General features: G+C 36.4%; 21 protein-coding genes and 3 other annotated features. Of the genes, 7 read left to right on the forward strand and 14 right to left on the reverse strand.

The window, feature by feature from the left end:
• Positions 1 to 18 precede the first annotated feature (18 nt).
• The 9 genes from isdE to zapA all read right to left on the reverse strand — a co-directional run bounded on the left by isdE (position 19) and on the right by zapA (position 12,662).
• Positions 19 to 894, reverse strand: a complete 876-nt coding sequence (gene isdE, locus BGI23_RS21955) for a heme ABC transporter substrate-binding protein IsdE (RefSeq protein ID WP_000717360.1) — start codon at positions 892 to 894, stop codon at positions 19 to 21.
• Positions 895 to 969: 75 nt separating this feature from the next.
• The gene (locus BGI23_RS21960) at positions 970 to 3,786 is read right to left on the reverse strand and encodes an NEAT domain-containing protein (protein WP_070806925.1); all 2,817 of its coding nucleotides are present in this window, start codon (positions 3,784 to 3,786) and stop codon (positions 970 to 972) included.
• Between the two features lie 19 nt (positions 3,787 to 3,805).
• Positions 3,806 to 4,513, reverse strand: coding sequence for a heme uptake protein IsdC (gene isdC / locus BGI23_RS21965; protein ID WP_070806926.1), 708 nt, complete (start codon positions 4,511 to 4,513; stop codon positions 3,806 to 3,808).
• A 501-nt stretch (positions 4,514 to 5,014) separates the two neighbouring features.
• Positions 5,015 to 6,340: a branched-chain amino acid transport system II carrier protein BrnQ6 gene (gene brnQ6 / locus BGI23_RS21970; protein ID WP_070806927.1), complete on the reverse strand. Its 1,326-nt coding sequence runs from the start codon at positions 6,338 to 6,340 to the stop codon at positions 5,015 to 5,017.
• A gap of 113 nt (positions 6,341 to 6,453) precedes the next feature.
• Positions 6,454 to 6,704: a binding site (T-box leader), on the reverse strand.
• A 108-nt stretch (positions 6,705 to 6,812) separates the two neighbouring features.
• Entirely contained in the window at positions 6,813 to 7,502 is a 690-nt protein-coding gene (locus tag BGI23_RS21975) for a 23S rRNA pseudouridine(2604) synthase RluF (protein WP_070806928.1), read from the reverse strand.
• A gap of 195 nt (positions 7,503 to 7,697) precedes the next feature.
• Positions 7,698 to 10,058 carry an endonuclease MutS2 gene (locus tag BGI23_RS21985; protein ID WP_070806929.1) on the reverse strand — a complete coding sequence of 787 codons (2,361 nt, stop codon included), beginning with the start codon at positions 10,056 to 10,058 and terminating at the stop codon, positions 7,698 to 7,700.
• Between the two features lie 19 nt (positions 10,059 to 10,077).
• Positions 10,078 to 11,796 carry a DNA polymerase/3'-5' exonuclease PolX gene (gene polX, locus BGI23_RS21990; RefSeq protein WP_000867555.1) on the reverse strand — a complete coding sequence of 573 codons (1,719 nt, stop codon included), beginning with the start codon at positions 11,794 to 11,796 and terminating at the stop codon, positions 10,078 to 10,080.
• Between the two features lie 55 nt (positions 11,797 to 11,851).
• Positions 11,852 to 12,391 (reverse strand): CvpA family protein, encoded by a 540-nt coding sequence (locus BGI23_RS21995; protein ID WP_000565413.1) that lies wholly within the window; start codon positions 12,389 to 12,391, stop codon positions 11,852 to 11,854.
• A 1-nt stretch (position 12,392) separates the two neighbouring features.
• A complete protein-coding gene (gene zapA / locus BGI23_RS22000) occupies positions 12,393 to 12,662 on the reverse strand; it encodes a cell division protein ZapA (protein ID WP_000082701.1) in 270 nt (89 codons plus the stop codon).
• Between the two features lie 124 nt (positions 12,663 to 12,786).
• Between zapA and rnhC the strand changes: the two genes are divergently transcribed.
• The 3 genes from rnhC to BGI23_RS22015 all read left to right on the forward strand — a co-directional run bounded on the left by rnhC (position 12,787) and on the right by BGI23_RS22015 (position 14,356).
• A complete protein-coding gene (gene rnhC / locus BGI23_RS22005; RefSeq protein WP_070806930.1) occupies positions 12,787 to 13,722 on the forward strand; it encodes a ribonuclease HIII in 936 nt (311 codons plus the stop codon).
• Between the two features lie 116 nt (positions 13,723 to 13,838).
• On the forward strand, positions 13,839 to 14,108 hold the full coding sequence (locus BGI23_RS22010) for a hypothetical protein (RefSeq protein ID WP_044790618.1): 270 nt from the start codon (positions 13,839 to 13,841) through the stop codon (positions 14,106 to 14,108).
• Positions 14,105 to 14,356, forward strand: a complete 252-nt coding sequence (locus BGI23_RS22015) for a hypothetical protein (protein WP_070806931.1) — start codon at positions 14,105 to 14,107, stop codon at positions 14,354 to 14,356. The genes BGI23_RS22010 and BGI23_RS22015 overlap by 4 nt, the downstream gene beginning before the upstream one ends.
• Before the next feature lie 41 nt (positions 14,357 to 14,397).
• Here BGI23_RS22015 and BGI23_RS22020 read toward each other — a convergent pair whose 3' ends face one another.
• From BGI23_RS22020 to BGI23_RS22040, 5 genes are all read right to left on the reverse strand, one after another.
• Positions 14,398 to 14,532, reverse strand: coding sequence for a YuzL family protein (locus BGI23_RS22020; RefSeq protein ID WP_000039589.1), 135 nt, complete (start codon positions 14,530 to 14,532; stop codon positions 14,398 to 14,400).
• A 93-nt stretch (positions 14,533 to 14,625) separates the two neighbouring features.
• Positions 14,626 to 16,017: an asparagine--tRNA ligase gene (gene asnS, locus BGI23_RS22025; RefSeq protein WP_000432166.1), complete on the reverse strand. Its 1,392-nt coding sequence runs from the start codon at positions 16,015 to 16,017 to the stop codon at positions 14,626 to 14,628.
• A 52-nt stretch (positions 16,018 to 16,069) separates the two neighbouring features.
• Positions 16,070 to 16,321: a binding site (T-box leader), on the reverse strand.
• A gap of 194 nt (positions 16,322 to 16,515) precedes the next feature.
• A complete protein-coding gene (pheT, locus tag BGI23_RS22030; RefSeq protein ID WP_070806932.1) occupies positions 16,516 to 18,936 on the reverse strand; it encodes a phenylalanine--tRNA ligase subunit beta in 2,421 nt (806 codons plus the stop codon).
• Positions 18,937 to 18,954: 18 nt separating this feature from the next.
• Complete coding sequence (gene pheS, locus BGI23_RS22035; RefSeq protein WP_000388219.1) at positions 18,955 to 19,989, reverse strand: phenylalanine--tRNA ligase subunit alpha; 1,035 nt, start codon at positions 19,987 to 19,989, stop codon at positions 18,955 to 18,957.
• Between the two features lie 43 nt (positions 19,990 to 20,032).
• Positions 20,033 to 20,261 (reverse strand) — a binding site (T-box leader).
• Positions 20,262 to 20,309: 48 nt separating this feature from the next.
• The gene (locus BGI23_RS22040; protein ID WP_070806933.1) at positions 20,310 to 21,107 is read right to left on the reverse strand and encodes a TrmH family RNA methyltransferase; all 798 of its coding nucleotides are present in this window, start codon (positions 21,105 to 21,107) and stop codon (positions 20,310 to 20,312) included.
• Positions 21,108 to 21,189: 82 nt separating this feature from the next.
• Between BGI23_RS22040 and sspI the strand changes: the two genes are divergently transcribed.
• From sspI to BGI23_RS22060, 4 genes are all read left to right on the forward strand, one after another.
• Entirely contained in the window at positions 21,190 to 21,399 is a 210-nt protein-coding gene (sspI, locus tag BGI23_RS22045; RefSeq protein WP_000009513.1) for a small acid-soluble spore protein SspI, read from the forward strand.
• Between the two features lie 174 nt (positions 21,400 to 21,573).
• On the forward strand, positions 21,574 to 22,131 hold the full coding sequence (locus BGI23_RS22050; protein ID WP_000554791.1) for an HD domain-containing protein: 558 nt from the start codon (positions 21,574 to 21,576) through the stop codon (positions 22,129 to 22,131).
• Between the two features lie 139 nt (positions 22,132 to 22,270).
• Positions 22,271 to 22,984 carry a CPBP family intramembrane glutamic endopeptidase gene (locus tag BGI23_RS22055; RefSeq protein WP_001182105.1) on the forward strand — a complete coding sequence of 238 codons (714 nt, stop codon included), beginning with the start codon at positions 22,271 to 22,273 and terminating at the stop codon, positions 22,982 to 22,984.
• A 264-nt stretch (positions 22,985 to 23,248) separates the two neighbouring features.
• Positions 23,249 to 23,923, forward strand: coding sequence for a CPBP family intramembrane glutamic endopeptidase (locus BGI23_RS22060; RefSeq protein ID WP_070806934.1), 675 nt, complete (start codon positions 23,249 to 23,251; stop codon positions 23,921 to 23,923).
• Positions 23,924 to 23,930 lie beyond the last annotated feature (7 nt).

Genomic DNA, 23,930 nt, shown 5'->3' on the forward strand with positions numbered 1-23,930 from the left:
CCTTTATATGAAAATGCATCACGGATACATCATTTTCTTCAATTCATCTAAAGCTTCGATTGCTGCTAAATTTCCTGTCGTTCCAAATAAACGCTCTTCTAAATCGTAAACACGATTATTTTTAACTGCAGCGAAGTGTTTCCAAATATCATTTGTTTTAAATTCTTTATCAAACATTTTTACAACTTCATCAGGCATACCATGAGCTGCTCGTAAAATAATATCCGGATCAGCTTTCTTTAAATACTCTGTATTAGAAGCTAAATATTCTACTTGTTCACCTTGTACAATGTTTTTACCACCTAATTGTTTCACTAAATCACCAATATAGGAATGCTCAGTTGCTACTAAATAGCTCCCCGGTACACCTAATAAAATAAGCACTGTCGGTTCTTTCTTTCCTTTTACTTCTTTTTGAATGCTAGCAACCTTTTTATCTAACTTCGTTACAACTGCTTCAGCCTGCTTTTCGCGTCCATATTGCTTACCTAAATTACTAATGGAATTTTGCATATTTTTTAAACTAGTTAAGTCCACAAAATTTGCTTTCATACCTACACCGTCAAACACTGGCTTTAATTCATATTCAAGTGTTGTCACGGATAATACTTCTGACGGCTTTAACGACTTTACTTTTTCCATATCAGGACTCATCGGATTCCCGACTTCAGCTAAACCTTTATATCTTTTTGGTAAATCTTTCGTACTCGTTGGCACACCAACTAAATCTACTTCTAACGCATCCATAATTTCAGTAACAGCGACGGTCGTTGCAACAACCCTCTCTTTATCTTCACTCTTTGCCGGCTTCGCTGTTTCTTTTTTTTGTGGGGAGCAACCAGCTATACTCACTAATAAAATGATAGCCATTAGTACACTTGCAATTTTCTTCACTCTTAATCACCACTCCTTTCCAAACAATATGAAACAAGTCTTGATGCGCCCGAAAACGCATCAAGACTCCCAAAATTACAATCTACCAGCTCTATATTTACGAACTAGTAAAGCGAGTGACCCAAGCAGTAGCACCATGTATAAACCAAGCTGTGCTGTATCTGCAGTTTTTGAGTTTTTCTCTTTTTTCGCATCATTATTTGTAGCTTCGTTTTTCTTTTTACCATCTGCATTTCGGTTAAAATCAGGAGTTCCTACTGTTTTTACATTATCTACTTTCGGTGTAGTTACTGGATTTTTCGGATCATTCTTCGGATCTTTTTTGGGATCCTCTTTAATCGTTCCTAACGCACCAATATTATTTGTATCAAATTGGATTTGTACATCGTAGAAATGATGGTAGTTCATTTCGTTAATATCTACTTTTACTTTTGCATTTAATTTTGCAAATAAATCACTTACTTCAAATTGCACTACTCTCGTATTTGCATTTTTATCTTCGCTCACTATTTTCGCATCAGCAAATAGACCATTGTTTTCTGTTTGGAATTTCGTAATCCACGCACTATTTTTCAGTGTCATCTCAATGTACTTTTTACCATCTTTAACGATTAATTTTGCTGGATGCACAGTATAGTCATGCATCTTTGAAAGTTCATTTGTTTTGTCTTTTAACACTTTAAATGGAATATCGTATTGACCATCTACTAAATTTTTCGGATCAACGATTACTTTCGGCTTATTATCTCCTTCTTGGTTATTGTTTCCACCTTGGTTGTCATTTCCACCTTGGCTATCGTTTCCGCCCTGGTTGTCGTTTCCACCTTGGTTGTTGTTTCCATCTTCGTTACCTGAAACTTTAATACTATTTTGATCAAACACAAATTGAACATCGTAGAAATGGTGATAATTCATCGCATCAATATCTACTTTTACTTTTGCATTTAATTTTTTTGATAAATCATCTACTTCTATTTCTACTACCTTTGTGTTTTTTTCTTTGTTCTCACTTAACGCTTTCGCGTCAACGAAAGAACCATTTTTTTCATACTCAAACTTTGTAATCCACGCACTATTCGTTAATGTAAACGATACATACTTCTTACCATCTTTTACTTTTAATAAACCTGGACTCTTTGTATATGTGTTCATGATTGAAATTTCTTCTGTTTTATCTTTTAAAACTTTAAAACCAATGCTATATTCACCATCTTTAAGAGCTTTTGGATCAATGGTTGTGTTATTGCCTTGGTTATTGTTTCCACCTTGGTTTTCGTTTCCGCCTTCGTTGTTGTTTCCACCTTCGTTGTTGTTCCCACCTTGGTTATTGTTTCCGCCTTCGTTGTTGTTTCCACCTTGGTTTTCGTTTCCACCTTCGTTGTTGTTTCCACCTTGGTTTTCGTTTCCACCTTCGTTGTTGTTTCCACCTTGGTTTTCGTTTCCGCCTTCGTTGTTGTTTCCACCTTCGTTATTGTTTCCACCTTGGTTTTCTACTGGCTGAATGCTATCTTTATCAAATGCAAATTGGATATTGTAGAAATGATGGTAATTCATTGAATCGATATCTACTTTCACTTTTGCATTTAACTTTTTAGATAAATCGTTTACTTCTACTTCCACTACGCGTGTATCAGCCTTTTTATCTTCACTTAATACACTTGCATCAATAAACGAACCATTTTTCTCAAATTCAAACTTTGTAATCCATGCACTATTCGTTAATGTGAATGATACATATTTTTTACCGTTTTTTACCTTTAACACGCCTGGACTTTTTGTATACGTATTCATCATTGAAATTTCTTCTGTTTGATCTTTTAAAGCTTTGAAATCGATGCTGTATTCACCATCTTTTATTGTGTCAGCATCTGGTTTCTTGTTTCCATCTGGTTTTTCTACTTCTGGCTTTTTATCTTCATCCGGTTGCTTTTCTTCGTTCTTAATTGGCTCAAGTTTTTCTTGATCAAATGAAAGCTGTACCTCATGCGTTTGTTTATAATTTCTTGATGCCATTTCAATAAAAACTTTTGCATTTAGTTTTTTAGATACATCGTCTACTTCAAATTCTACGACTCTTGTATCTTTTTCTTTATCTTCACTCACTACTTTTGCATCAATAAATGCACCATTTTTTTCCGTTTGGAAATTTTTAATTAATGAGCTACTTTTTAGTGTTACAAATGCTTTTTTCTTACCGTTTTCTACTTTTAATACTCCTGGATTTACCATGTAAGTATTCATCTTAGATTCTTCATCTGTTTGATCTTTTAACACTTTAAATGGAATGCTGTACTCTCCATCTGCAATTGTGTTAGAATTTGGTTGTTGATCTGGGTCAGGCTTTTGGTCGGGCTTCTGACTTGGATCCGGTTTTTCATTTGGATCTGGCTTATTTGCTGGATCCTCTTTTTCATTTGGCTTTTCTACATGAACTGGTGTAATACTGCTTGAATCAAATTTGATGCGAACATCAAAAACATGATGATAATTCATCGCATCGATATCGACTTTGACTTTTCCATTTAAAACGTTTGCTACATCTGCCACATCGAATTCTACTACTCTAGTATTCTTCTCTTTATTCTCTTCAATCACATTTACATCAACAAACTGACCATCTTTTTCTGTTGTAAACTTCGTAATCCATTCACTATTTTTTAAAGTAAATGAGACTTTTTGTTTGCCATCTTTTACTTTTAAAGTAGCTGGACTTATAACATAATCATTCATCTTAGATACTTCATCCGATGTATCTTTAAGAACTTTAAAACCGATTGAATATTCACCGTCAGCTAATTGAGTCGCTGCTTGAACTGCAAGAGGTTGTAATGTTGATACGAATGTAAATATCATTAAGAACATCGCAACAACAATTTTAAAATATCTATTCAATGGAATACCGCTCCTTTATTTAGTTTTGACGTACTTTACGAATGAAGAAAACTCCTGAAATAAGGATTAACGCTGCAAATAATCCGATACGTGCTTCATCGCCTGTTTTTGGGTTATCTGTTTTTTCAGCTTTACCACTTTCATTTGTTCCTTTGTTCGCTTCTTTATTTGCTTCTTTACTCTCTTCTTTTTTCACTTCTTCTTTTAGTTTTGTATCTGTTTTTGTTTGATCGTTATTCTTTGTTACAGCTGTTGCTTTATTTTCTCCACCTACCGCTTTTACATTTGCATCAAATGCAAAGCGAATTGTGTAGTTATGGTCATAATTTACGTTTGGTACAACAACATGAATTTTTGCAGCTGCTGGTTTAGATAAATCATCTATTTTAAACTCTACTGTTCTTTTATCTGCCGATTCATCTTTACTAACAACTTTTGCATCAACAAAATTCCCGTTCTCAGGTGCTTTAAATTCTGTAATCCAAGCACTATGATTCATCGGGATTTGCACTCTCATCTCACCATTTTTCACAACTAGCTTAGCTGGTTTTTCAAAATAATCATTTGCCATTGAAGCTGAATCATTTTCCGCTTTTTGAATGACATAGTTAATATCGTAAGTACCGTCAGCTAGTTGTGCTGCAACTTTCCCATATGGCATGACAAGAAAAGCTAGCATACATACGAACGTTATAATAAAAGCGGGTAATACAGAAATCTTTCTCATTTGACTTACTTCCTCCTTGTTTATCTTTCATCCCTGCTTTTTTTGAAAATGATAATTATTCTCATTGTATTAGAAAAAAATAATAATCTTCTATCCTTATTTAATTGTAATTTGTTTATGTAATACAGCTATTATTGATTATCATTCTCAATTCATGTTAAAAATAATATCCCTCTCTATTCTTTATAAAGAGCGATTCGTATTTTAACATAAGTCTCTATTTATTTTGTTGATTATCATTCTCAATGAATCTCAAAAAAAATAAAACTATCCATCTTCCTACTTGATCACCTCTATCTACAAAAATAATATTGTTATAGAAAACCTTATACCTTTCACTCCTCACTTTCCTTCCAATATTTCCACAACTAAGTCAATCTTAGCCTACTCATAATTTTTTTGTCAACTATATTACGTATAAAACTTTAAATATCTGAATTTCCTTATATGTGGCTTTTTCTACAAAAAAAGAGGCTTTCTTTCATAGAAAGCCTCTTTTCTCTATTTTTCTACAGTAACTTCTTGCTTTTGAAACAATGAAATGACATATCCAATTACAATACCTACTAGAGCAGGAACGAACCAACCAATCCCAACACTATATAATGGAATTTTATTTAAAATTGGTGTTAATGCTGCAATCTCAAGATTTGCATTGTGTAATCCATCAAAGAAGCTAATCATGAATGCTCCTACAATACCACCTACATACATTACTAAAGGAAGACGAATATAGTTTTCAACCAGTGATAATATAATTAGCACGATACCAATTGGGTAAATTGCGATTAAGATTGGTAATGCTAATGCATTTAACTGAGTTAATCCAAGATTCGCTACCATAAATGCTAATACGCAGAAAATGAAAACAACCTTTTGATAAGAAAGTTTTGGTAATAAAGAAGAGAAATATTCTCCGCAAGCTGCAACAATACCTACAGAAGTTGTTAAACATGCTGCTGTAATTGCGATTCCTAATAATAGAGTTCCGTAACTACCGAATAAATGATTTACAACGTTTGTTAAAATAATCCCTCCGTTGGCTCCCATTCCAAGAGAGACACTAGAAGCTCCGAGATAAGCAAGCGCCAAGTAAACTAGTAGTAAACCAAGTGCCGCAATAAATCCTGCAAAAATTGTTACTTTTGCAATGCTATTTTTATTTGTAATACCTTTTTCTTTTAACGCATGAATTACAACATTTCCGAATACAAGTGCTGCAAGTCCATCTAAAGTTAAATATCCGTCAATAAAACCTTTAAATAGCGGAGCACTATATGCTTCTGTTGGTGCACCAAATTCACCCATTGGTGTAATAAGTGCTTTCACTACAATAATTGCAATAACAGCTAATAAAATCGGAGTTAATACTTTACCGATGCGGCCCACTAATTTTGATGGGTTTAAAGCTAAATAGAAAGTGAGAGCAAAGAAAATAAATGTAAAGATAACAAGTGGATACGATTGACCAGCTATTTCACTTGGTAAAAATGGTGCAACACTCATTTCATAAGCAACCGTTCCTGTACGCGGCACACTTACGAATACGCCTAAACATAAATAAATTGCAGTAATAAAAACTAGTGCGAATATAGGGTGTACACGCCCTGCTAGCTCATTAATATCTCCCTTTAAAGCTATAACGATAACGCCTAATAAAGGCAATCCAACGCCTGTTACGACAAAACCAAATAGTGCGATCCATACATCTGTTCCAGCGCCTTGTCCTAATGCTGGTGGAAAAATCATATTACCCGCACCGAAAAATAGTGCAAATAACATTAAACTTATTGCAAACATCTCAGAAAACTTTAAAGATGATTTCATTTCTACTAACCTCCTAATTTAAATTTAACAAAATATTCTGAATTAAAACCCGTCATATATCCTCTTTCAAGCATACTTCCCCGTAAAAGAACGCAAAAAACACCCGTCCCTAACAAAGGGACGAGTGTTGAAATCGTGGTTCCACCCTTATTCTAATAAAATGAATTTATAACGAAATAAGCTCATTTTATAGCTCGTGTAAATTGATAACGGTTTTATCCGCCAAGAATTACAATGCATCATGCAGTTCACTCTTGAAGTTTAGAGGTGGTAAGTTTGTCTGTCCGTATTAGGAAGCTCACAGCCTAGGCTTCCCTCTCTGAGAATCGTAAAAAACAACTCATGTCCTCATCATTACTTTTATAAAATATCTTGTCGAAACTTGTTGTTTTTTATTATATGGGCTATTTTTTAAAAAATCAATAGTTTTATTTTTTCTGACAAAAAAATATAGGGAGAAAATTTTCCCTCCCTATAACTGTCCTATTAATAATTCTAATTCTTCAGCTGTAATGTCTCGCCACTTTCCTACTTCAAGATCATTTAGCTCTATATTCATAATGCGAATTCGCTTTAGCTTTGTTACAGTAAACCCGAAAGCACGGCTCATTCTACGAATTTGCCTGTTCATCCCTTGCGTTAAAACGATGCGAAATGTAGACTGATTCACTCTCATCACTTTACACGGCTTCGTCATCCCATCTTTAATCTTTACACCGCTGGACATCTCATCAATAAACCAATCTGTAAAAGGTTTATCGACTGTGACAACATATTCTTTCTCATGCTCATGATCACCGTGTAAAATTTGATTTGAAATCGCACCGTCATTCGTTAATAAAATAAGACCTTCTGACGCTTTATCTAATCGTCCAACAGGAAAGATACGCTCAGGATAATTAATATAATCAATAATATTATCCTCAATATGATCAGCTGCTGTACAAGTAATACCAACTGGCTTATGAAAGGCGATATACACCTTTTCTTTCTCTTCTTTTGCAATAACCTGCCCATCAATCGTTACAACATCACCATCGCCCACGAGTTCACCGTGCGTACATATTTCACCGTTAATCGCCACGCGTCCAGCTTTAATAAGGCGATCTGTTTCACGTCTTGAGCAAGATTTTGCTTCGCTTATATATTGGTTGATTTTCATAGCTTATTCCTTTTCATATATATTAAAAGCGTCAATCTATGGCAATATCATTATGCCACGATTGACGCTCGTTTACTTCGCAAAAACAACTAAATAAATAACCCCAATCACCAAAAATATTCCGCAACAAGCTAACAATACTTTTGCAAGTTTGTCCATAAACATATAATGGTTTCCCCTTTGTTTCGTTGTTTTCTATTTTAATTCGACAACTGTTACACCTAGGCCTCCCTCGCCCATATCACCGTAACGGAATGTTTTCACACCGCGATGCTTCTTCAAGTAATCTTGTACACCTTGGCGAAGTGCTCCTGTTCCTTTACCGTGAATGATTGATACGCGAGGATAGCTTGCAAGCTGGGCATCGTCTAAATATTTCTCAACGCGCGCCATTGCATTTTCAAATCGTTCACCACGAAGGTCAAGTTCTAAAGAAACGTGATAGTCTCTACCTTTTACTGTTGCAACTGCTTTTTTCTCTGTTTGCTTCGGTGTGTTAATGTATTCCATATCGGACTCTTTTACTTTCATCTTCAGAATACCGATTTGTACGCTCCACTCTGTATCGCTTACTTTTTCAAGTAATTGACCTTTTTGACCGAACGTTAATACTTTTACTTCATCACCTGCGCGTAACTGTTGTTTCGGCGCAGTATTTTTCACGTTTACTTTTTGTTTCTTCACAAGCTCTGGTGCTGCGCCTTCTAGACGGCTCTTCGCTTCAATTAACTCGTGATCTTTCACATTTGCAAGCTGTGCTTTACGCAATTGACGAAGTTCTTGAATAATGCCTTCTGCTTCTTTCTTTGCAGCTTCGACTTTTTCTTCCCCTTCTTTTTGCGCTTTTAATAATCGTTCATCACGCTCTTCGTTAAATTCAATAATTTGACGTTGTAATTCACGATGCAGTTTTTCCGATTGCTTGCGAAGTGCTTCTGCTTCGTTCCAGTCACGCTCTGCATTCTTTTGACTTTCTTCTAACTTCGCAATCATATTTTCAATTTTGTTTGTATCTGTACTAATGTGATTACGAGCTTGCTCAATGACGCGATCAGATAATCCAAGGCGTTTCGAAATTTCAAAGGCATTACTACGTCCTGGTACACCGATTAATAATTTATACGTTGGACTTAATGTATTTACATCAAACTCAACGCTCGCATTAATAACTTGCTCACGATTATATCCGTATGCTTTTAATTCTGGATAATGCGTCGTAGCAACAACGCGAGCACCACGATTACATACTTCATCTAAAATTGAAATGGCTAGTGCAGCCCCTTCTTGCGGGTCTGTTCCAGCACCTAACTCATCGAATAAAACTAAGCTTTCAAAATCAGCTTTTTCTAAAATATCAACAATGTTCACCATATGTGAGGAGAACGTACTTAAGCTTTGTTCAATCGATTGCTCATCACCGATATCAGCAAAGATATTTTTGAATACACAAATCTCTGACTCATCCATTACTGGAATGTGAAGACCAGATTGCGCCATTAAAACACAAATACCAACTGTTTTCAGTGTAACTGTTTTACCACCTGTATTCGGTCCCGTAATAACAATTGTCGTGAAATCTTTACCTAACATAATGTTATTTGGCACAATAACTTCTGGATCAATAAGCGGATGACGTGCCTGTCTTAAATCCATATAACGCTCGTTATTTACGATTGGTTTTGTTGCTTTAATTCGCTTCGCATAGAAAGCTTTCGCAAAGATGAAGTCAAGATTTGCAACTACTTCTACGTTTGATAAAACGATATCCGCTTCCACTGCCACTTCTTCTGTTAACATTAATAAGATGCGTTCGATTTCTTGTTTTTCTTTCACACGTGCTTCTTGAAGCGCGTTATTTAATTCTACAATGACTTGCGGTTCAATAAATAACGTTTGTCCAGAAGCCGATTGATCGTGAACAATACCGCCATATACGCCGCGGTATTCTTGTTTTACTGGGATTACGTAACGTTCGTTACGGATCGTTACAATTGAGTCAGACAGCATCTTTTGCGCGTTTGAAGAACGCGTCATATTTTCTAACTTTTCACGAATGCGGCTTTCCGCAGTACGAATTTGAGTACGAATACCACGCAGTTTATCACTTGCGCTATCGACTACTTCACCGCCATCACCGATGCAATTTGTAATTTTCTTTTCTAAATCATATAAAGATACAATTTGAGCGACATGAGTTTCTAAAATCGGAAGCTCGACACCATTATCAACCATATCTTCAATGAAACGTTTCATATTGCGACTACCATACATCGTATTGGCAATATCAAGTAGTTCATTCGGACTTAACATACTTCCAATCTTTGCACGCTTCACATTGGAGCGAATATCCGTAATGCCACCTAATGGTGCACTGCCTTTTAAACGAATGACTTTCGCTGCTTCATCCGTTGTATCTTGCATCTCTACAATTTCTTCAAAATCAGTGCTCGGCACTAAGTTCTTCACTTTGTCACGACCAAGTGAAGATGCTGTATGTTCAAGTAATTGTTCTTTTACTTTATTATATTCTAATACACGCAACGTTCTTTCTAACATGTTGCAGGTCCCCCTTGTGTTACTTATTACGTTTAATATAGTCTAATAAACGTTCAATATCCCACGTGTTAATTACGTTATCTTTTTGAATCCAACCTTTACGTGCTGCCGCTACGCCTGTTTCCATATCTTCTAACATTTCAAGTGTATGAGCATCCGTATTAATCGCTACTTTTACACCAGCATCTTGTGCTTGTTTTAATAATTTTGCGCTTAAATCTAAACGGTTTGGATTCGCATTTAATTCTAAAACTGTATTTGTTTCTTTTGCGAGTTCGATTAATAAGTCTGTATCTACATCATAACCTTCACGGCGTCCAAGAAGACGTCCTGTCGGATGAGCAATCATTGTGACATGCTTATTCTCTAGCGCAGCACGAAGACGTTTCATAATCGTTTCACGGTCTTGTGAGAAGCTAGAGTGAATTGCTCCAATGACATAATCTAATTCTGCTAATACTTCATCATCAAAATCAAGCGAGGCATCCGGTAAAATGTCCATTTCAATTCCGCGTAAAATTGTAATGTCTGGATACTTTTCGTTCATACGTTCAATTTCTTTCGCTTGTTCACGAAGGCGCTCTTTCGTTAAACCGTTCGCTACTTTCAAGTATTGTGAGTGATCAGTAATCGCCATAAACTTATATCCACGAGCACGGCATGCTTGTACCATCTCTTCAATAGAAAAAGCACCGTCACTCCATGTTGTATGCATATGTAAATCACCTTGTATGTCAGAGAACTGAATTAAGTTTGGATACTCTTTAATTAATTCAATTTCTTTTCCATCTTCACGCACTTCTGGCGGGATAAATGGAAGACCGAAATGAGCAAAGAATTCTTCTTCCGTCTCAAATGTTTTCACTTCACCTGTTTCCAAGTTCTCTACACCGTACTCACTAATTTTCTCGCCTTTATCTTTTGCGATTTGACGCATTTTTACGTTATGGTCTTTTGATCCTGTGAAATGGTGAAGAGTTGTAATAAACTCTTCTGGTTTTACTAAGCGAAAATCAATTGAAATATCATATTCATATTGAAGACGAACAGAAACTTTCGTATCCCCGCTCGCGATTACTTCAATCATATTATCAAATTGTAGTAAATGCTCACGTACTGCAGCTGGTTCTGTCGTTGCAATAATAAAGTCTAAATCTTTTACTGTTTCACGAACGCGGCGCAAACTACCAGCGCGAGAGAAACGAATTACCTCAGCAATATTCGACAATTTCTCTTCTATTTCCCCGGCAATAGGCAATACCATCGCGATTGGTAAACGCTCTGGACGAGATCCTACTTGATCGATTGCTTCTAATATTTTCTCTTCTGTTTTTTTGCCGAAACCAGCTAAAGCTTGTACTTTATTTTCCTCACAAACCGCTTTTAGCGATTCCATATCAACAACACCAAGTTCTTTATATAACTTAGCTACCTTTTTACCACCAAGGCCTGGCAATTTTAATAACGGTAATAAGCTACTTGGCACTTCTTGTTCAAGCTCTTGTAATACTTCAGATGTTCCCGACTCTATATATTCTTGAATAACTGCCGCTGTTCCTTTTCCAATGCCCGGAATCTTCGTGAAATCTTCAATCTCAGAAAGACTACGATCATCACTTTCTAATGCTGCTGCCGCTTTACGAAATGCAGATATTTTAAATGGATTCGCGCCCTTTAGTTCCATAAAAAGCCCGATTGTCTCTAATAATTTGATAACTTGTTTTTTATTTACTTTCATCATTACCCCGCCTTTCTTTCATAGAAAAAAACTTCTCTTTCCGAAAAAAGAGAAGTTATACTCTGCTACCTGTCTGCCATAGTTCCTTCACCTTTTCAGAGAGAATCGGTGTATCGTCTACAATTATTTTGCTAATTGATGATTGTTGTAATGGTGTTTGTAATTGTTCAATCGGAAGAATGTTTCCAATGATAATTAAGACAAACAAAATAATATATACTTCTAAAAATCCGAGGAGTGCCCCCGCAAACGCATTTACTTGCTTTAAAACCGGTATTTCTGCAAACATATTTAACAAATTACCAAGTAATGAAAGTGCAATTTTTGTGATAATAAACAATATGATAAACGCAAGCGCTTGATAAAATACTGTCTCAATATTATTTGCATCAATCCATTCTGGAACAGATACGTTTTTATCAAATGGATACGGAATAAATTTCGCAAGTGCTGGCGCTAAATCTTTACAGTACCAGTATGCAACAAGGTATGCGATAATAAAGCTTGTTAACTTTACAAGTTGCAGAATAAACCCTCTGCGTAAGCCGAGGAAAAATCCCATAACAAGCAGTAAAATGATAATAATATCAATCATGTTATTCCATTCCTTTTTTTGTCATACTTTCTTTCAATTTCTCATGTTCTTCTTTTAATTTTATGTAATCGTGTATGACGTTTACCGCCGTCAATACCGCTAGTCTACTCGTGTCAAGCGAAGGATTCTTGGCATTGAGTTCGCGCATTTTATCATCCACAATCGCTGCTACCATGCGGATATGACTTGTACTTTCATCGCCAACAACTGAATATTGCTGACCATAGATTTCTACATTAATTCGACTTTTCTTTCCCTTTTGTTGTGACAACTCACCGGCCTCCAATCACGTACAGAATCCTAAAGTTTATCATACCATGAACCTTCATAATATGGAAACAGAAAGAACAATCCGATATGATAAAAATAACAATATAAAAAAAGGGGTGACCATTATGTCAAATTCTATCGTAATTCAAACAAATTCTACAGTAATTGAAGACATGAAACAACAATATAAACATTCGCTTAGCCCGAAAACTCCACAAGGCGGAATCTTCATGGCAAAAGTGCCATCTTGCACAATTACAGCGTATAAATCTGGAAAAGTAATGTTCCAAGGTGGACGTGCTGAAGCAGAAGCTGCCCGTTGGCAAACTGTCTCCCAAACTCCAAAAACAGCTGTAAAAAGATCTGTTGATTCACACCGTTATGCACCGCCTGCTTCCATCGGTACAATGTCGATCGTAGGGTCAGATGAAGTGGGTACTGGTGATTTCTTCGGACCGATGACAGTCGTTGCTGTATATGTAGATGCGAAGCAAATTCCACTACTAAAAGAGCTTGGTGTAAAAGACTCTAAAAACTTAAATGACGAACAAATTACTGCCATTGCAAAACAACTTCTACACGTTGTTCCTTACAGCTCTCTCGTTCTTCATAACGAAAAATATAACGAGCTATTTGATAAAGGAAACAACCAAGGTAAACTAAAAGCTTTGCTACATAATAAAGCTATTACAAACTTGTTAGCTAAAATGGCACCTACAAAACCTGAAGGCGTCTTAATCGACCAATTCACACAGCCTGATACATACTACAAATATTTAGCAAAACAAAAGCAAGTACAGCGTGAAAATGTTTATTTCGCGACAAAAGGAGAAAGCGTCCATTTAGCTGTTGCCGCCGCCTCCATTTTAGCCCGTTACTCATTCGTAAAACAATTTAACGAACTAAGCAAAAAAGCTGGTATGCCCCTTCCAAAAGGTGCAGGTAAACAAGTTGATATCGCCGCCGCTAAATTAATTCAAAAGCTTGGTAAAGAACGATTACCTGAGTTTGTGAAACTGCATTTTGCTAATACGGAAAAGGCGTTTCGCTTACTAAAATAGTATCGACAAAAACAGGAGCCTACAAACTCCTGTTTTTTGTTTTATCCTACTATTGTCCTTATAGTTTTGTTATAATTACAATATACAGATTATTCTAACATAGGAGGAGATTCCCATTGCTACTTCTACAAATGATTCTAAATATTTTACTAGGTGATCCACACGAAAGGCAGTTTGAAATTAGAGAAAACATTCAGCTGCTAAGTGAACAACGAGAGTTCAACGATTTAATAGAGCGTTATGGCCGATCTTTCTTATTAAACTTGCGGATTCGCAGATTTATCGGAAAACACGATGCCCGCTTGTTAATACATAATCCAACAAAACTACAACACTTCTGTGAGGAACTTGAATGTATGATTAGAAAAAGGAGGTTTTTCATATGAACGCTGTAAAAGTAAAAAAAGTATTATATGCTTTCGTACACCTCGTAGGTCCTCTTTCTTACCTCACTATTTCTACCATTTGGGGAGCCTTTTTCACTACTAAATCTACATTTGAAAATATATCTGATAATCTTGGCGTGATGGCCATCTATTACGTGTTCATGAGTTTACTGTGTTTTTTCTATTTCGATCGATTAGACAAAGATGTAGATAACATTACAAAAGAAATTAACGATAAGAAGATGTAATACATAAAAAAAGGAGAGTCGCCAAGACTCTCCTTTTTATGTTAGCTTTGTTTTTGCTTCTTATTAGATGAAGATACTTTATGAGAACCTGTTTCATGTGTTGTCGTTCCTTGTCCTTCTACTTCTGGAGAACCTAGGCCCGATCTTGAATGATCTTTTTTCACTTTTTTACTCATTTATATTCACCCCTTCGCGTTACTTTTTGCTACAGGAGAATAAACTATACAAAATAAAAAAGCGAGAGGAAATCCTCTCGCTTTTTTCATATTTTAGAATTCAGAAGAACCTGGAGTTCTTGGGAATGGAATTACGTCACGGATGTTAGCCATGCCAGTGATGTACATTAGGAAGCGCTCGAAACCTAGACCGAATCCAGCGTGTTTTGTACCGCCGTATTTTCTAAGTTCTAAGTACCACCAGTAGTCCTCTTCTTTCATGCCTAATTCTTTAATTCTATCTACTAAAACGTCCATTCTTTCTTCACGTTGACTTCCGCCGATTAATTCGCCGATGCCAGGAACTAGAAGGTCAGTAGCAGCTACTGTTTTACCGTCATCATTTAAGCGCATGTAGAATGCTTTAATGTCTTTCGGATAGTCAGTTACGAATACAGGGCGTTTGAAGATTTCTTCTGATAAGTATCTTTCATGCTCTGTTTGTAAATCAATACCCCATTCTACTGGGTATTTGAAGTCAGCACCTGATTCTTGAAGTACTTTAATTGCTTCTGTATAAGTGATGCGACCGAAGTCAGAGTTAATTACGTTGTTCATACGCTCTAGAACTGTTTTATCAACGAAGCTGTTGAAGAATTCCATTTCTTCTGGTGCATGCTCTAATACGTATTTCATTGCATATTTCAGCATATCTTCTGTAAGGTTCATTACGTCACCTAGTTCAGCAAATGCAATCTCAGGCTCAACCATCCAGAACTCAGCTGCGTGGCGAGTTGTGTTTGAGTTTTCTGCACGGAATGTAGGTCCGAATGTGTATACATCACGGAATGCTAATGCATAAGCTTCAGCGTTCAGCTGTCCACTTACTGTTAAGTTTGTTTCTTTGCCGAAGAAGTCTTTTGATTCATCAACTTGTCCGTCTTCACCTTTTGGTACGTTGTTTAAATCTTGCGTTGTTACGCGGAACATTTCGCCCGCACCTTCTGTATCACTACCAGTAATGATTGGTGTGTGAACATGTACGAATCCACGCTCTTGGAAGAATTGGTGAATCGCAAATGCTGCGATAGAACGTACGCGGAACGTTGCAGAGAATGCATTTGTTCTTGGACGTAAGTGAGCGATTGTACGTAAGTATTCAAACGTATGACGCTTCTTTTGAAGTGGGTAATCAGAATCTGATAAGCCCTCAATATCAATTTTTTCTGCTTTAATTTCAAATGGTTGTTTCGCTCCAGGCGTTACAATTACTTTACCTTCTACTTTAACTGAAGAGCTAAGTGGAAGTTTTGCAATTTCTTTGAAGTTATCTAATTCTGTATCGAAAACGATTTGAACGCTTTTGAAGAAGCTACCGTCGTTTAATTCGATGAAGCCAAATGCTTTTGAATCACGTAAATTACGAATCCACCCTGATACTTGTACTGTTTGACCTGCGTATTTATCTGTATCTCTATACAGACTTTTTACTAATGTGTTTTCCATAGTGAAATTCTCCTTTGCTGATATATTTAAATACAAAAAAACCTTTCATCCATAAAGGGACGAAAGGTTAAACTTCGCGGTACCACCCAATTTGTCATAAAGACCAACTTTAACTCGTATGTAATACATACTTCCCGGTTTGTAACAGGCCGGATTCCCGTCTAAGTCTACTCTTGAATACAAGATTCAATTTCGGTTAGCAACTCCAAGGTGTTCTTCACATATACCGCCTCATCAGGCTCTCACCGTCCCTGACTCGCTTTGGATTATAGTATATACTACTTTTCCTTATCATCGTCTTTCATTTTGTTAAACTAAAATTAATGTACTACATTCGAGAGAAAGATGCAAGATGTCGGAAAATATATCAGCGATTTTTGCAATATATCGATCGTAACTCCAAATATATCGGCGATTTTTGTAATATATCGACTTACCGACATTTTCCGACAACCAATCCACTAAAAAAATTGCCGGAATAGATCCGGCAATTTCTTATTACTTACGTAACTCCGCACCAAATTTCTCTTCTACCGCTGTTAATACACGGTTATGTGCTTCTGTTACTTCTTCGTCTGTTAACGTACGCTCTGGATCGAAGTAGTTCATAGAGAATGCAAGTGATTTCTTGCCTTCTTCCATTTTTTCACCTTCGTATAAGTCAAATAGCGTTACGTCTTTCAGCAGTTCTCCACCAGCTTCAGCAATAACTTGCTTCATTTCGCCAGCTTTTGTTTCTTTCGTTACGACAACAGCCATGTCACGTGTCATAGATGGGAAACGTGGAATTGCTGAGTAGTAAGTTTCTTCTGCGTCTGCACCGAATACTTTTACAAGAGATAGTTCGAATACGAATGTATTTTTCACATCTAATTGTTTTTCTGCTTCTGGGTGCAATTGACCGATGAAACCAATTACTTCGCCTTCTAATACGATGTCAGCTGTACGACCTGGGTGCATACCTTCACGTTTTGCTGGTGCATAAGTGATTTGGTTTGAAACGCCAAGTACGTCGAATAATCCTTCTAGTACACCTTTCACAACGAAGAAGTCTACTACTTTCTTCTCACCTTGCCATGCATGGTGAAGAGCAAGACCTGTCATAACACCTGCAAGATGTTGTTCTTCTTTCGGAAGTTCTCCATCTTCTGTCGGTAAGAAGATAGAACCTACTTCGTATAAAGCAACGCTATCGTTTTTACGAGCAACATTGTACGAAACTGCTTCTAACAATTGTGGCACTAGGCTTAAACGAAGTTGGCTACGCTCTTCACTCATTGGAAGTGCAAGACCTACAGGCGCCTTTTCGTTAGGCTCAACCATATATTGTTTCGCTTTGTCAGCGCTTGTTAATGAATATGTGATTGCTTCATATAAACCAGCGCCTTCTAAGAAGCGACGTACTTTACGACGTTTCGTTTGTGCTGCTGTTAATTTACCACGAGTCATTGTTCCAGAAGGTAATGTAACTGGAATGTGGTCATAACCGTATAGGCGACCCACTTCTTCTACTAAGTCTTCTGAAATTGTAATGTCAGGACGACGTGCTGGTACATTCACATGGAATGTTCCTTCTACTTCTGTGAATGGGAATTTTAAGTTTGTGAACATTGTACCCATTTCACTTGCAGAAATATTTGTACCTAATACACGGTTTACTTTTTCTGCAGTAACAGATACTGTACGCTCTTGTACTTGTAAGTTATCAGCTTCTACTACACCTTCAAGCGCTTCTCCGCCAGCGTATTTCGCCATTAAAGCAGCTGCGTGTTGAATTGCTTCAAACGTACGTGTTGGGTCGATTCCTTTTTCGAAACGTGCACTTGATTCACTGCGAAGACCTAAGTCTTTTGATGTACGGCGCACTGTTTGACCCGCAAAGTATGCAGACTCAATTAGAACGTTTACTGTCTCATTTGTAACTTCTGAATCCGCTCCGCCCATTACACCAGCAACAGCTAACGCTTTTGTGCCGTTTGTAATAACAAGGTGGTGGCTTTGTAACGTACGTTCTTGATCATCTAACGTTTCAATTTTTTCGCCTTCTTTTGCAAGACGAACAACGATTTCTTTTGAACCTAATTTATCGTAATCGAATGCATGTAACGGTTGACCGTATTCCATTAGAATGTAGTTTGTAATATCAACTACGTTGCTAATTGGACGGATGCCAGCTGCCATAAGGCGAGTTTGCATCCACATTGGTGATGGACCAATTTTTACGTTCTTCACCATTTTTGCAATGTATAATGGATTTTCTTCTTTCGCTTCTACACTTACAGAAATGTAATCGGCAGTTTTTTCTGCTGTTTCTTGTAAGTCGATAGCTGGAAGTTTTACTTCACGGCCGTAAATAGCAGCTACTTCATATGCAACACCTAACATGTTTAAGCAATCTGCACGGTTTGGTGTTAAACCAAGCTCAAGTACTTCATCATGTAAGTTTAAAATTTCAAGTGCATCTGCACCAACTTCAGCGTCACTTGGGAAGATGAAGATACCATCTGCATATTCTTTTGAAACTAACTTTCCATCAATGCCAAGCTCTTGAAGAGCACAAACCATACCGTGAGAAGCTTCACCACGTAGTTTTGCTTTTTTAATTTTGAAATTACCAGGAAGTACAGCGCCAACTTTTGCAACTGGTACTTTTAAACCTTTTGCAATGTTAGCAGCACCACAAATAATTTGAACTGGTTCTTCTTCACCAATATCGATTAAGCATTTGCTTAACTTATCAGCTTCTGGGTGTTTTTCACATTCTAATACGTGACCAACTACAACACCTTTTACACCTTTATTTAATACTTCAACACCTTCTACTTCAATACCACTTTTCGTGATTTTGTCTGCTAGTTCTTGTGCCGTTACATCTTTAATATCTACATACTCTTGTAACCAACGATATGATACGAACATACTTATCCTCTCCTTCCCTTACGCTCGTTTGAATTGTTGTAAGAAACGTACATCATTTGTATAGAAATGACGAATGTCATCTACGCCGTATTTCAACATTGCGATACGCTCTGCGCCCATACCGAATGCGAAACCTTGATATTCTTTTGAATCATAACCAGCCATTTCAAGTACGTTCGGGTGAACCATACCTGCGCCTAAAATTTCAATCCAACCAGTTCCTTTACAAGTGCCGCAACCTTTGCCATGACACATCATACAAGAAATGTCCATCTCTACAGATGGCTCTGTGAATGGGAAGAAACTTGGACGAAGACGGATTTCACGATCTTCACCGAACATCTTTTTCACGAATACTTGCAGTGTACCTTTTAAGTCACTCATGCGAATGTTTTTATCAATTACAAGACCTTCAATTTGCATGAACTGGTGTGAATGCGTCGCATCATCGTCATCACGGCGATACACTTTACCAGGACAAATAATTTTAATTGGGCCTTTTTCTTTATTATTTTCCATCGTACGTGCTTGCACAGAAGATGTATGTGTACGTAGTAACGTTTCTTCTGTAATGTAGAATGTATCTTGCATATCACGCGCTGGGTGATCTTTCGGTAAGTTTAATGCTTCGAAGTTGTAGTAGTCTTTTTCTACTTCTGTTCCTTCCGCTACTTCATAACCCATACCGATGAATACATCTTCAATTTGTTCAACAACAGCTGTTAACGGATGGTGACAACCTGTTTCAACAGGACGACCTGGCAATGTAACATCAATTGTTTCAGTTGCTAATTTCGCTTCAATTACTGCTTTTTCTAAGTTGCTGATTTTGTCGTCTAGACGCGTTTGAATCGCTTCACGTACTTCATTTACTAATGCTCCCATACGTGGACGCTCTTCTGCTGATAATTTTCCCATGCCGCGTAATACTTCTGTAATTGGACCTTTTTTTCCTAAATACGCTACGCGTACGTCGTTTAAGCCTTTTAGCTCTTTCGCTTCTTCAATAAGCTCTAACGCTTTTTGCTTTAGCTCTTTTAAACGTGCTTCCATTTGGAACCCTCCTAATTTTAAAAATAAAAAAACCTCGCTCCCAAAAAGGGACGAGGTAAATTCGCGGTACCACCCTAAATTGACAGAACATGTCTGCCCACTCATTAGTTATAACGATCAATTCTGACCGGAACGCCTTTACATATACATGGTCCTGGCGTCAACTCCAGAGGTGAATTCACTTCCGTCTACCATAAGAATGCTTTCAGTCTACGGCATTCTCTCCCTATATGGCGATTTTGTAAGCTACTCTTCTCTATCAACGTTTTTCGTTATTTAACTTTTAATATAATGCACTTCAACTTATTATAAGAAGTTTTTTATTTGTTCGCAACCGGGCTTTGCAAATAATACGTTAAAATCCCAGCTGCAACTGCAACATTTAATGATTCTGCCCCGCCGTAAATCGGAATATACAAGTTTTGATCCGTTTTTGCAAGAATTTCTTGGCGTACGCCGTTTCCTTCATTTCCTACAATTAATGCAAAGCTACCAGCTGTTGTTACTTCCCCGTACGGAACTCCATTTTCAAGAGCTGTTCCATATACAGGAACGTTATTTTCTTTTAGCTTGTCTACCCATTCTTCTAAGTTCCCTTTTACAATTGGTAAGTGAAAAATAGAACCTTGTGTAGAACGGAGTACTTTACTATTATAAACATCAACACAACCTTCTCCAAGCACAACGGCATGAATACCAGCTGCATCAGCTGTACGAATAATTGTCCCTAAGTTACCTGGGTCTTGCAGGCTATCTAATAAAAGAAACTTCCCATCAGCAAGAGCTACTTCCTTCTCATGCTTTTCACAAACAGCAAATACACCTTGTGTCGTTTCTGTTTCACGAAGTACTTTTACGATTGCTTCCGGTACGATATACATTTCCACATCATTAACTGTCCAATCTTTCGGAAGGTCTGTCTGATCTGAAACGATAAGTTCTGTTACAACTCCTGCTTTTAAAGCTTCCTCTACTAAATGGAATCCTTCTACAAAAAATAAACCTTTTTTATCGCGCTCTTTTTTCGTTTGCAGCTTTTTCCACTGCTTCACACGCGGATTTTGTACTGAATCAATGTTTTTCATAATATGTATTTCCCTCTCTTCTTGTCTTATCATTATAGCCTATTTTTCATACATATTTACATAAAAAAGAACAAAAACTAATGTCAGTTTCAATTCTGAAGAAGAGGTGAAAACAATGAGTTTTAATTTACGCGGTGCTGTATTAGCAAATGTATCTGGTAATACACAAGATCAATTACAAGAAACAATTGTCGATGCAATTCAAAGTGGTGAAGAAAAGATGCTTCCAGGTCTGGGTGTTTTATTTGAAGTCATTTGGAAAAATGCTGATGAAAATGAAAAGCACGAAATGTTAGAAACACTAGAGCAAGGATTAAAAAAATAAGCAATTTGAAAATCACCTTTGCATAAGCTAAGGTGATTTTTTTGCAGAAAATTTTTTCTTCTCCTAAACATTTCTACTTTACTAACGAACTATAATGGAGTACAATGTTCAAAATACATTTAAACCGATCGATTTTCTTTATAGACACCATTAGATAAAAGGAGTGAATGTTTTATGCACCGTATTACGCTTGAACAAATTTTTAAACACCATATTACACAAAAATACGTAAATCGTTCTGGGATGGTCCACGCGATCGCTGTCGCTTACCATGCGTTTCACTTAGCTAAAAAGCATCACGCCTCAGTCGATGCTGCGACAAAAGCCGGTTTCCTTCATGATATCGGACATCATACGTGGTACACAGGCGGCGAATGGGACTATGATTTATACAAAAAGAATGATATACACGCAATTAAAGGAGCAGAACGAGCTCATAAATTGCTTATTAGATTAGGAGAACATCCGAAACTAGCAAAAGAAATTTCTATCGCAATTCTTCTTCATACAGATTCTTTCTTAGTACAACAAGAAATTGAAAGAACATCTCTTCAAAACATTATTAAATGGGCAGACGAAGCAGATGAAGAACCGGGCGGAGCGCACCATTATAGAACAATTTCTTATGAAAAAGCATTAAAAGCTATTCAGCAGTTAGATCGATTAGTAGAGCGTGAATTGCAAATAGAGCAATCAAAATCAAATAACAAGGCAGAACATAGTTATCAATGAGAAAGAGGCATCACTATAGGGTGATACCTCTTTTATTATTTTATGGAAAATACACCTTTATATGTAATATTTTAATATTACACTCGAAAATAAAATGCTTTATAATCAAATATACAAATATAAAGAGGTGATTTTACATATGCAACCCGCTACACAACTTCCTTATGAAAAAAAATACTCTATGTCATGGTTACAATTTCTTGGAGTTTTATTCATTCTCTTTCCATGTCTCTCATTAATAAATATAATTCTTACATTTTTACCTATTGAGTTATATGGATACATTAACCCAAATACAAATAAATTTTTGCTTAATTCCATAGAAAATGTAAGTTATGAATTAGTTGCCTTACTTTTACTAATTGCATTTATCACGAAATATAAACCACTGAAAGAACTAGTATTACCTATATTCGATTTTCGAGTTTTAAAATCTTTTCGGATGTACATCTATGTTCTCATTTATTATGTAATCACCTTGTTTGTAGATATGTTTGTGCTAGATAAATTATTCCCTTCATCCATACAAGAACAGTCTAATGCATTACAACTTTCAACACTAGAGCACTATCCACTTCTCTTACTTCTAGCTGGTGGAATTTTTGCGCCTATTTTTGAAGAACTTATATGCAGAGGTATTTTTCTTCGTTTTTTTGAAGAAAAGTTTACTTTTTGGCCAGCTGCAATTCTCTCCAGTTTACTTTTCGGTATTGCCCATACGTATTCTGTAGGAATTATGGTTAGTGCATTTGTGACTGGAATTTTCGCTTGTTTATTGTACAAACAAACTAAATCTATTATTCCAGCTATAATATTACATATTTTGACCAACATAATTGCTTTTTTACCTTAAGAGAGGTATCACAATACCTCTCTTTACTCTTTTATCACAATTATAAACTCTTCCGTTAACACTTTTAGACAAACCATTTGTACAGAACATCAATATAAAATTATTACTGTCTGTAAATAGTAGCTTCACCATATCTTTTTTACTACAATGATGACTTTTCTGTATGAATATCCTATAATCTTTATATATGACTATTAAAAAATAAAGGATAGGTGATTCACTATTATACAAGCCACGCAACTAACTTACCCACAAAAACATCCTATGTCACTCTCACAATTTCTATTTTCACTCGTTTTTGCGATTTGGGGAACAGGATTTCTAGCCGACCTCTTTATAGGTCTTCCTACCGTTATTTATACAGAAGGTTTAACCGATCCAAAACAAATTGCTTTAACAAAATCACTTACTACTTTTGGGAAGAATTTATTTGTATTGTGCATTTTATTAATTTTAATTTATGCATATAAGCCATTAAAAAATTTAATTGTCCCAACACTAAACTTTACAGCATTAAAAAAAGTAAGCACATACATCTATATAATCCTTTTTTACGGACTACATATCATTAATGATATATTTATCATTAATAATATTTTTCCTGATGCGGTAAAAGAACAGTCATCCGCTTTAGACCTAGAAATGTTAAAACAATACAAACTGTTATTGCTAATAGGTGGCGCTATACTTGTACCTATTTTTGAAGAACTTATAGTTCGCGGCATTATTCTTCACTTCCTACAACAGCGCTTCCCCTTTTGGATTGCAGCACTTGGGTCTAGCTTTCTCTTCGGAATAGGTCATATATACTCAACTGGTGTGATGTTTAGTATGTTCATCATGGGTTTATTTATGGCGATTTTATGTAAAAAAACAAAATCCATTATTCCAGCTATATTACTTCATATTATGAATAATATGTTAGCCTTTTTAGGATAAAGAGAGG

The sequence above is a fragment of the Bacillus sp. ABP14 genome (assembly GCF_001831375.1).
Lineage (GTDB): Bacteria > Bacillota > Bacilli > Bacillales > Bacillaceae_G > Bacillus_A > Bacillus_A paranthracis.